12 protein-coding genes are annotated in these 8879 nt (G+C 38.9%); 3 read left to right on the top strand and 9 right to left on the bottom strand.

The annotated features are described in order from the left end of the window. The 3 genes from V7149_RS16165 to V7149_RS16155 all read right to left on the bottom strand — a co-directional run. On the bottom strand, window positions 1-318 hold a 318-nt coding region (locus V7149_RS16165), incomplete at its 3' end, for a hypothetical protein (protein ID WP_335346633.1). Continuing rightward, complete coding sequence (locus V7149_RS16160) at window positions 308-835, bottom strand: RNA polymerase sigma factor (protein WP_335346632.1); 528 nt, start codon at window positions 833-835, stop codon at window positions 308-310. The genes V7149_RS16165 and V7149_RS16160, both read right to left, overlap by 11 nt. Before the next feature lie 161 nt (window positions 836-996). Beyond that, window positions 997-1326, bottom strand: a complete 330-nt coding sequence (locus V7149_RS16155; protein ID WP_335346631.1) for an iron-sulfur cluster biosynthesis family protein — start codon at window positions 1324-1326, stop codon at window positions 997-999. A 343-nt stretch (window positions 1327-1669) separates the two neighbouring features. Here V7149_RS16155 and V7149_RS16150 point away from each other — a divergent pair, with 343 nt between their 5' ends. After that, complete coding sequence (locus V7149_RS16150; RefSeq protein WP_335346630.1) at window positions 1670-1882, top strand: CDGSH iron-sulfur domain-containing protein; 213 nt, start codon at window positions 1670-1672, stop codon at window positions 1880-1882. 33 nt (window positions 1883-1915) lie between these two features. Here V7149_RS16150 and V7149_RS16145 read toward each other — a convergent pair whose 3' ends face one another. Continuing rightward, window positions 1916-2077 (bottom strand): hypothetical protein, encoded by a 162-nt coding sequence (locus V7149_RS16145; RefSeq protein ID WP_335346629.1) that lies wholly within the window; start codon window positions 2075-2077, stop codon window positions 1916-1918. Window positions 2078-2156: 79 nt separating this feature from the next. Beyond that, entirely contained in the window at window positions 2157-3014 is an 858-nt protein-coding gene (locus tag V7149_RS16140) for a LysR family transcriptional regulator (protein WP_335346628.1), read from the bottom strand. Window positions 3015-3132: 118 nt separating this feature from the next. On the opposite strand from V7149_RS16140, the gene V7149_RS16135 reads away from it, so the two are divergent. Beyond that, on the top strand, window positions 3133-4308 hold the full coding sequence (locus tag V7149_RS16135) for an MDR family MFS transporter (protein WP_335346627.1): 1176 nt from the start codon (window positions 3133-3135) through the stop codon (window positions 4306-4308). A gap of 137 nt (window positions 4309-4445) precedes the next feature. Here V7149_RS16135 and V7149_RS16130 read toward each other — a convergent pair whose 3' ends face one another. After that, window positions 4446-4778, bottom strand: a complete 333-nt coding sequence (locus tag V7149_RS16130; RefSeq protein WP_335346626.1) for a YolD-like family protein — start codon at window positions 4776-4778, stop codon at window positions 4446-4448. A gap of 16 nt (window positions 4779-4794) precedes the next feature. Then, a complete protein-coding gene (locus tag V7149_RS16125) occupies window positions 4795-6054 on the bottom strand; it encodes a DinB/UmuC family translesion DNA polymerase (RefSeq protein WP_335346634.1) in 1260 nt (419 codons plus the stop codon). Window positions 6055-6258: 204 nt separating this feature from the next. Between V7149_RS16125 and V7149_RS16120 the strand changes: the two genes are divergently transcribed. After that, a complete protein-coding gene (locus V7149_RS16120; protein WP_335346625.1) occupies window positions 6259-6456 on the top strand; it encodes a YqzH family protein in 198 nt (65 codons plus the stop codon). Between the two features lie 85 nt (window positions 6457-6541). On the opposite strand, the gene V7149_RS16115 is transcribed toward V7149_RS16120, so the two are convergent. Together V7149_RS16115 and V7149_RS16110 are read right to left on the bottom strand one after the other, a co-directional pair. Next, the gene (locus V7149_RS16115) at window positions 6542-7336 is read right to left on the bottom strand and encodes an SDR family NAD(P)-dependent oxidoreductase (RefSeq protein ID WP_335346624.1); all 795 of its coding nucleotides are present in this window, start codon (window positions 7334-7336) and stop codon (window positions 6542-6544) included. Between the two features lie 12 nt (window positions 7337-7348). Beyond that, window positions 7349-8308 carry an MBL fold metallo-hydrolase gene (locus V7149_RS16110; RefSeq protein WP_335346623.1) on the bottom strand — a complete coding sequence of 320 codons (960 nt, stop codon included), beginning with the start codon at window positions 8306-8308 and terminating at the stop codon, window positions 7349-7351. Window positions 8309-8879 lie beyond the last annotated feature (571 nt).

Genomic DNA, 8879 nt, shown 5'->3' with positions numbered 1-8879 from the left:
AACAGTTCTATACTTCCGATAAATTTCATCATACTTATGATGTGGCTCTGCTTCTTCCTCTGTCATTGTTTTCATCTCAAAAACTTGCTTACCCTCGGAATTATAAAACTTCCATTCTGTAAAATGCATGGCTGCCGCAATAGACACTGAGATAGATACTGTTAGAAAAATAGAGATAAATGAAGCCCGTAAAAATATAGGCACTTTTTTGCGTTCTATAGCATTAGTAGACAAATATTCATTATGTTGGACTTCTGGGAGCTTCTGATTTTTAAAACGTTGCTCAAATTCCTCAAACGATTTAATCTTATCTTTCATCCTGTTTTCTCCTTTCAATTAATTTTTTGATTTTCACCTTTACTCTTTCGAATCGTTTTCTTGCAGCTGAGGCGCTAATATCTAGAATCTCCGCTATTTCTGAAAAATCTCTGTCCTCAATTATTCTAAGTACAATGATTGCTCTTTCCTTCGATTTTAATTTCGATAATATGTAATTTAATTCAAAATCTCTATGCTGGTCATAGGCGGGTTCCTTTTTCAGCCTACTTTTTTCGGTAAAAGGAATAAATTTAATTAAAGCTTTCCTTCTTATTTTATTTAAACAATGGTTGTAAGCAATTTTATAAAGCCAAGCTCGATGATTATTAATCTCTGAAATATTTTTGCTCTGATATATTTTAATAAATACTTCTTGGACAGTATCTTCAGCATCGTGATGGTCTCTCAAAATGTTATAGCAATAAGTATAGACTTGATGATGATATAGTTTTATAAGATCTTCGTGGATATTCTCTTCTGCTCCTTCAATACTGTATTCGGCCCTGTTAATATACATAGATATCACCTCTTTTCTTCCGGTCTATATATTAAGACAAACACCCGCCGACTAATGTGACAGTTTTTAAAAATTCAATTATTAAGAATGTAAAAAGTGAAACCCCCTTTAGGAACAAATCCTATTAGAAGTTTCACCTATTAAATTACTTCATTTGGCACTTATCCTACTGTCTTATCGTAAAAACTCATCCGCGGATTTAAGTATTCATTAGGCGTTTTTAATTGAAAGCAGTTTGCTTTTTCAGTGAAATCTATTTTTAAGTTTTCATCGAGAAACACTTCTTTTGATTTTTCTATGTAAATGCTGCCGACACTCGTTTTAATTTCTCGGTCATCCTCATCCAATTCACTCACTAGCCAAAGGGCGGTAACCCCGCTAACAACACATCCACAGCCATCTATGTCGTATTTAAGCTTTAAAAAGCCGTTTTTTCCGTTCACTCGTTCTTTTATTTTCCGGCCCGCTTCTTCTGTTATGACAATGTTCATCTTCCTAGTCCCCTTACCTTGCTTTTTCTTTATTATTGTAGCATATTCCGCTGGAAGCGCTTTTCTAACTACCTTATGCAATAGTTTTCCTGTCGAAGGGCGCTATAGAGTCCCCTTAACTACCTTGCGCATCCTTTTTTCCTGCCGATGGGCGTTATAGAGCCCCCTTAACTACCTTCCCTTACTGTTTTTCCTGCCGAAGGGTGTTATAGAGCCGGCTTAACTACCTTGCGCAACCTTTTTTCCTGTCGAAGGGTGCTATAGATCGCCTTATTTGCTTTTTGTTGCTTTACCTTTTAACATAGAAGATAAATGTGGCATTTTTGTGAAAGGATGGATTTAGATGACAAAAGTTACAATTAAAGTGAATGACAACGGCTCATATCGTATTACTGGGGATGTTGACTTAATTGATGCGGAAGGAAACAAATTTGAAACAAAACAAACTTTCTCTCTTTGCCGCTGCGGCAGATCAGCTAAAGCACCATTTTGCGATGGATCTCATAAAGGAAATTTTGAATCTGTTGTTCGTGCACCGAAATCCGAAGAAGCATAGGTCAACCAATACTTTTCATTAAAAACGGGGATATTATCCCCGTTTTTTCGTTTCCTTCCCAACTTTTGCTGGAGCTACCTCTTCTTCCTCCGTTATCCCCCGCAGAATTTCCCGATCCATCAAGCTGCTGTCATCCCCTGCACCTGGGGCGACATTAGCCATCGGAAGCTGTTCGAGCTCTTTTCCTCTTGGCATGCGAAAAACACCTCCTTCTTTGTTAAGGTGCTTCTCCTGAAGGGACTTTAATCATTTCCATTAGAAATGGGCATTGGAGTCAGGCTTGCAGCATATGTTCAAGCAATCGTTTAATCGATTCTAATTTTCGTTTTGGATAAATGATATAGCTTTGAATGATGGGCGGCTTCGTTTTCGAGCGAAATGGAAGGGACACAAGCTTACCTCTTTGTATGAAAGTATCTGCTATAACGGATGGCAAAAGTCCCAAAAAGTTACCACTTCGTAAATATTGGACATACAGAGAGGCGTGATCGACCATTAAAGAATGCGTTTCCTTTCCAACGTTCTCTTCAAACCAGTGGTTATAGCTTGGTCCCCAATCCATATGAATATAGGGCAAGTTTCTTAAATTAGCCAAATCGATTTCCTTCGAAAAGTCGGTATCCGCATTTGTAACAAGTCTAATCTCTTCTTTTTTAAATGGAAGAACCTCGATTTCTGAATGAGTAGGTGGAATAAGGACGACTCCAAAATCAATGACCCCATCGAGAACATGCTGAACAATATCCCATGAATGTCCCGTAATGAAACGAAGTGCTGTTCTTGGATGCTTTGCTTGAAACTCTTTCATTATTGGAAACAGCAGATAATCCCATAATGAATGCAAGCTTCCTATAACTAAGGAGTCTTCAAATGTTTCTTCTATACTCACTTTTCTTGCCCCTTCATCAACAAGCTCAACAATTCTCTTTGCATAGTCCAGCAACTCTTTACCTGCTGTGGTAAGAAGAACTTGTCGATTATCTCGCTCAAATAATTGTTTCCCAAGTGTTTGTTCTAATGCTTTAATACGCATTGTAACGGTTGATTGGGATATAAACATTAATTCTGCTGATTTTGTAAAATTTTTCGTCTGAGCTACAGACAAGAACGCACGTAGCTGTTGAATTTCCACTTTATCCATCCTTATAATTAGTTTTTTTAATTAATGCTATTATAATTATTCGTTATACAAATGACAATTGTGCTGATACACTTTTAATAGTTCGTTTTAGATGAAAGGTGAGAGCTTGATGAGAGCCATACGATTATTACTAGTAAATTCATTTCTTATGAATGTCAGTTTTTTTGCATTTATTCCGTTTTTATCTTCCTATATTACTGGAAATTTAGCGCTTTCTGCTGGTATTGCAGGAGTGGTACTTATGATTCGCCAGTTGATACAGCAAGGCACTTCCTTTTTATCAGGGATGCTCGGGGATCGGTTTGATTATCGAATATTGATTAGTACAGGGATGATTTTGCGAGGAGCAGGCTTTCTGCTATTTTCATTTTGCACAACTCCGATGGAATTAATTGTTGCTGCTATCATCGCTGGTATAGGTGGTTCCTTATTTGAGCCTACAAGCAAGGCTGCTATGTCCATTTTTAGTCACCCTTCTAAACGAGGGGATATTTTTGCGCTAGATAAAATTGTTCGCCATTCCGGGATTATTTGTGCTGGGATATTAGGCGGAATACTATTGCAGCTCGACTTTTTCTATTCTTCCTTAGTATGCGGCGGGATTTTTGTTTTCAGCGGGCTGATTACTTTTTTGATGCTGCCTAAAGAAAATGTAAATGTACCAAAGCAGTCCTTTAAGGACTCTTGGCAAAAGGTCAAATCTGACCGGCTGTTTATTTATTTTACGATTAGCATGATTGGATTTTGGTTTATGTTTATGCAGTTGTATTTGACGATTCCGCTGCATGCTGCCAAAGTGTTAAACAGTTCAACATTCGTGTCAAGTTTGTTTATCGTCTATGGGATGATTGTCGTTTTTCTCCAATATCCTTTGCAAAAATGGACGAAAAAGTTTTCGCGGTTATCGGTCATTAAAGCAGGTATGGCTATCATGGGAACAGGTATGTTACTAATTGGGGTGTCGGATAGCTTCCTAATTTTCTGGGCTGGCTTTTGTACATACGCTGTTGGCATTATGCTGGTGGAACCAACCTCATACGAATATACTTCGGAAATTGCCCCACCACAATTTTCTGCAAGCTATTTTGGTTTTTCTCTGCTTGCCATGGCAATTGGAGGCAGCTTGAGCCAAGGTGGTGGCGGGTGGATGTATGAGCATATGCCACATGTAAATTGGACTATTTGTACTTTAGCGGGCCTCCTTTCAGCCATCAGTATTCAATGGCTGCAATGGATAACAAGAAAACATACTCAATTAGGAGAGTTAAAGAAGAGAAGCATTTAAGAAAAGATATGGAAGTATAACCTGGATGAAATGATGGGTCTCTTTGTTGGAGACTTTTAATTTGTTTTTTTCCTTTACTAAACGCAGAAAGATGACTAGAAAAAATATCCGAGTGTCTTTCTGCGTTAAACTGCTTATTAATCTGTAACCCGCACATCAGCTATTTCAGAAATATGAATCCGGTGCACTTCCTCAAAACGATCAACAATATGCAGCTTCTGATTTATTTCATCCCAAAAATGAATGGTCCCCATTACAAGCTCATAATTTTTATGACGATAATGAGTAACAGCAACGCTTTTTCCAAATTCCATTGCCTCCGAAATGACGGTGTTCATGCTTTCAAAATTTTGTTCGTCTATGTCCCGTACTTGATCGTACATATCTTCCTTCGCCCAGTCTCTCAATAATTTCACATGTTCTGGGAGCATCATAGATGTCCACTTGATTCTGCCCCGATCCCGAATCATTTAAGATCCCCCTTCGCTACATTTTATGACCTCCAACTAAAGTCGCCCGGTGCTTAGCTGTTCCCGCATTTGTATAGGAGACTGCTCTTAAAAGGGCTCCTGCTCCGAACTTTGATCTGATGTAATCAACTGTGTAGCCAAGCTCCCTCTTCTTCCAGCCGTTACCATCAAAAAGGTTTAGCTGCATTTCATTATCATCAACAAGTTTTCCAATGGAGAGCGAAATTTGCCGCACTGTTTTTCCTTCATAAAATTGATGAAAAAGCTGTATGCATACACGATAAATATCCATTGTCACATTTGTTGGCTCATCAATTGTTTTTGAACGGTAAAAGCCGCCTCCAAATTCATCTTGGCTGTAGCCGATCCCAAAGCTGATCGTCCTCCCTGCCTTCCGGTGACTTCGCACCCTTCTTGCTACCTCCTCGCACATCTCAAGAATGACATACTTAATTTCATGCTCTTCTTTATAATCTCTGAGCAAAATTTGGCTTTTTCCAAAGCTAATTTGTCCCTCCATAATCGGGGCACCGATATCAGAAAAGTCAATCCCCCATGCATGATGGAAGAGCTGATTTCCCATAATGCCGAATTTCTTCTCCAGCTTTTCTAAATCATAGTGAGCAAGCTGGCCAACTGTGAAAATCCCCATTCCATTCAGCGTTTTTTCCACGCGGCGCCCGATCCCCCACATTTCCCTTAAAGGAGAGACCGGCCACAATTTCGTTTGAACATCCTCATAAGTCCACTCAGCAATTTCTAATTTTTTCGCTTCTAAATCAAGACAAAGCTTTGCGAGCAGCATATTAGGTCCAATTCCAATGGCACATGGCAGCTGAAACTCACGCTCAATATCATCCTTTATCTTTCGGGCAATCGTAAGAGCATCACCCCAAAGATGCAAAGCCCCATCCACCTTTATAAAACTTTCATCCACGCTATACGTGTGAATCGCCTCTTTCGGGACATACCGATTAAAAACTCGAGTAATTTCAGTTGATATCCTCAAATAAGTTGCCATTTTCGGTTCCGCAACAATAATGCGCGGATCATCCGGAACTTCATATAAACGGTTTCCCGTCTTAATACCGAACTCCTTTTTCATCTTTGGCGATGCCGCCAGAACTACACTCCCCTTCCGCTCTTTTTTTCCAGCCACAACAAGATAGCATTCTAGAGGATCAAGTCCCTCTATAACAGCGGAACAGCTTGCATAAAAGCTCTTCATATCGACACACAATATTTTATTTTTGGGCATCGTATTGTAATCAATCATGACTTTTGCCATCCTCCTAGAAAAACACAGGCTCCTTGCATAAAAGAAAAAGAGAACACACATTCTTATATATACCCACTATAATAAGCGAATATACGTTCTGATTCAATGGAAATTTTACGACTAATTCCCTAAAAAAAGGGGGCTTTAATATACCTTTCCGCCTAAAAAGTCGTATAATCGACAAGAGGAGGCATACGAAAGATGGATCGAAAACTCATTTTTAAAATGATTCAAACATGCTTAAAGCAATATCATGAATCAATTTCTATTGATAGTGTGGAATTTGAGGGAATGTACGAAAAAATAAATTTACTAAAACATGAAGAAAAAGAAAGTGATTTGTACGACATTGTGAATGATGTCGTGTATGGGTATATAACGGATTCGCCTTATTTTTAGTAAGTGTGAATCAATAAGAAAAACCAGACATACTGAAGTTGTATTCAATACGCCTGGTTTCTTTTCCGAATTAGGCTTGCTGTGTTTATTTTTGATTAAACATCCGTCTTCCAAGCCGCTCAAACAAGCGAGGAAAAAGGGTATATACAATACTGCCTGCATTCATCCAGCCCGGCAAATTAATTTCTCGTGTCGGGGTCAGCATCGCATCTACAACCTTTTTTGCCACATACTCTGGCTTTAGCATAAATCTTTTTACATTTTTAACATAGGTTCCTTTTTCATCGGCAATGGTAAAAAAGTTCGTTTCAATCGGTCCAGGGTTAACGGCCGTTACAAAAACACGATGGCTAGTAAGCTCCATCCGAAGACTATTTGTATAGCCGAGCACAGCATGCTTCGTCGCTGAGTAGACACTTGATTTAGGTGTAGCAATTTTACCCGCCTGGGAGGCAATATTAATAATATGACCGCTTCCCTGCTGTCGCATGATAGGCAAAACCATACTTGTGCAAGCCATTAAGCCAACAACGTTGACAGCAAACATCCCTTTAATATCATCGATTTTTGCCTCATGAGCCTCGCGAAAAACCCCGTAACCTGCATTGTTAACAAGAACATCAACACGGTCAAGCCGCTCCAAAACCTTTGAAAAAACAGCCTGCACCTCGTCAGTGCTGGAAACATCAAGCTTATGTATATCAACCTTTACATGAAAACGGCTTTCTAAATCCGTTTTCAGCGAAAGAAGCTTCTCATAGCTTCGGGCGAGCAAAACAAGATTGGCTCCTCTTTCCGCACAAAGTGAAGCCATCGATGCACCGATTCCGGCCGAGGCACCTGTAATAATAATAGTTTTATTTTTCAAACGATCCAACATATTCCACCTCAGCTAAGCAGAAAAATAAAATGCCTTCCCTGCCTTATTTATACTAATTTCCCCCAAAGCATCCAAATAGTCAAGCTGGGCAATCGTTTCTGAAATCGTTAAGCCAAACTCCCTTTCATATACGGCCGGAAATAGACGCTGGCAAATTTCAAAAACGGTAAGAGGCTCCTGCTCAAGCCATTTTTTTATAAATATCGCACGCTCATGCTGACGTGCCAGTCTTTTCTCAATTAATTCATTAGGATCATAAATATCCTCTCCATGTCCTGAATAAACAAGCCGGATTGGGAATTGCCTTAGCTTCTTTAATGATTCATTATATTGCAGCTGCGGTTTGGGACGCTTTGTTTCTCCAGGAAGCGGCGGTTCCATTAAAGGATTCGGAGAAATATGTGCCAGTAAATGATCCCCTCCGATAAAAACCCCATCCTTCTCTCGGAACAAACCGATATGACTTTGAGCATGCCCAGGTATTTCAATAACCGTCCAGTCACCAAGCCCCAGCGGAGTGTCCCCTTCTTCCAATACACTTGTAAGGGAACGGCTACAGGAAAAACGCAAAGACTTTTTTAACGAGCTAATAAAAGGAAAAAATCGATCTGGAATTCCGCACTTAGGAAATAGATCATAGTAAAATTCATCATGTGCCTTTAAAAACGAATCTGTCCGCATTAGCCATCTTTCATTAAAACGATGTCCATATACTTCCATACTGGTAGGGAAAAAGTCCAAAAGACCAGCATGATCAGGATGATGATGGGTAAGGACAACTTGTTCAATATCTTCAGGAGATAGACTTAAATCTTGCAATTGTGCCTTTAAAGCCTCCCATGCTTCTTCTGTTTTAGGCCCAACATCAACAAGTGTCAGCCGCTCTCCCTTCACAACATATATATTCACATCACCAACCGCAAAAGGGGTAGGGATAACCAATTTAGCAATGCCATTTTTCCATTCTGTCATTTCTTCAACTCCTCAAAATACTATATCTAAATAAAATAATATCTAATCCATGCAGTATATAAACATAAGTTTACTCTTAAATTTACCAATTGTCATTATTTTCACATAATTAGAGATAGGAGGACGATAGATCCGTTATGTATCTGAAAAGAATGTTTTTATCAAGGTTAACGGCCTCTGAGTCCGCTATTACATGAAAAGAATGATATTTTCTCATGTTTTTTCATCATTAACGAATTCTGTGTCCTATTCATTCGACTAAGGAGCAAATTTTACGGAAATAAAGGATTCTCTGTCCGCTAAATATAAAAATCTGAATAAAATTCGAATGCAAAAGAATCGTTTTCGGTTTTCACTGTGAATGAATGCGCTATTTGAAATAGTTTAATCGGAACTTTTTATTAAAATTCGCTTGCCTTATTCCTTGCCTAACATTATTCCTCTTATAAATGAATAAATATAAGTGAAACTTCAATCAGTGGGGGTACCAACGCTAAGGACAAGCGAGTACCGATAAAGACATTAAGCCAAACCTTTCTTTGTCAGCATCATTCCCCACTGATTGTTAGTT

Origin of the sequence: Bacillus sp. JJ1503, assembly GCF_036965125.1 — a bacterium.
Classification (GTDB): domain Bacteria; phylum Bacillota; class Bacilli; order Bacillales; family Cytobacillaceae; genus Cytobacillus.
The sequence above is the reverse complement of the archived record's forward strand: the minus strand, read 5'-3'. Positions and strand labels throughout refer to the sequence as shown.

What these genes read in the sequence shown, in the direction of transcription:
- V7149_RS16145 (WP_335346629.1), bottom strand. Translation starts at nt 2,077, where the DNA reads ATGCCAAGAGGAAAAGAGCTCGAACAGCTTCCGATGGCTAATGTCGCC.
- V7149_RS16115 (WP_335346624.1), bottom strand. Translation starts at nt 7,336, where the DNA reads ATGTTGGATCGTTTGAAAAATAAAACTATTATTATTACAGGTGCCTCG.
- V7149_RS16150 (WP_335346630.1), top strand. Translation starts at nt 1,670, where the DNA reads ATGACAAAAGTTACAATTAAAGTGAATGACAACGGCTCATATCGTATT.
- V7149_RS16130 (WP_335346626.1), bottom strand. Translation starts at nt 4,778, where the DNA reads ATGATTCGGGATCGGGGCAGAATCAAGTGGACATCTATGATGCTCCCA.
- V7149_RS16110 (WP_335346623.1), bottom strand. Translation starts at nt 8,308, where the DNA reads ATGACAGAATGGAAAAATGGCATTGCTAAATTGGTTATCCCTACCCCT.
- V7149_RS16125 (WP_335346634.1), bottom strand. Translation starts at nt 6,054, where the DNA reads ATGATTGATTACAATACGATGCCCAAAAATAAAATATTGTGTGTCGAT.
- V7149_RS16135 (WP_335346627.1), top strand. Translation starts at nt 3,133, where the DNA reads ATGAGAGCCATACGATTATTACTAGTAAATTCATTTCTTATGAATGTC.
- V7149_RS16160 (WP_335346632.1), bottom strand. Translation starts at nt 835, where the DNA reads ATGTATATTAACAGGGCCGAATACAGTATTGAAGGAGCAGAAGAGAAT.
- V7149_RS16120 (WP_335346625.1), top strand. Translation starts at nt 6,259, where the DNA reads ATGGATCGAAAACTCATTTTTAAAATGATTCAAACATGCTTAAAGCAA.
- V7149_RS16155 (WP_335346631.1), bottom strand. Translation starts at nt 1,326, where the DNA reads ATGAACATTGTCATAACAGAAGAAGCGGGCCGGAAAATAAAAGAACGA.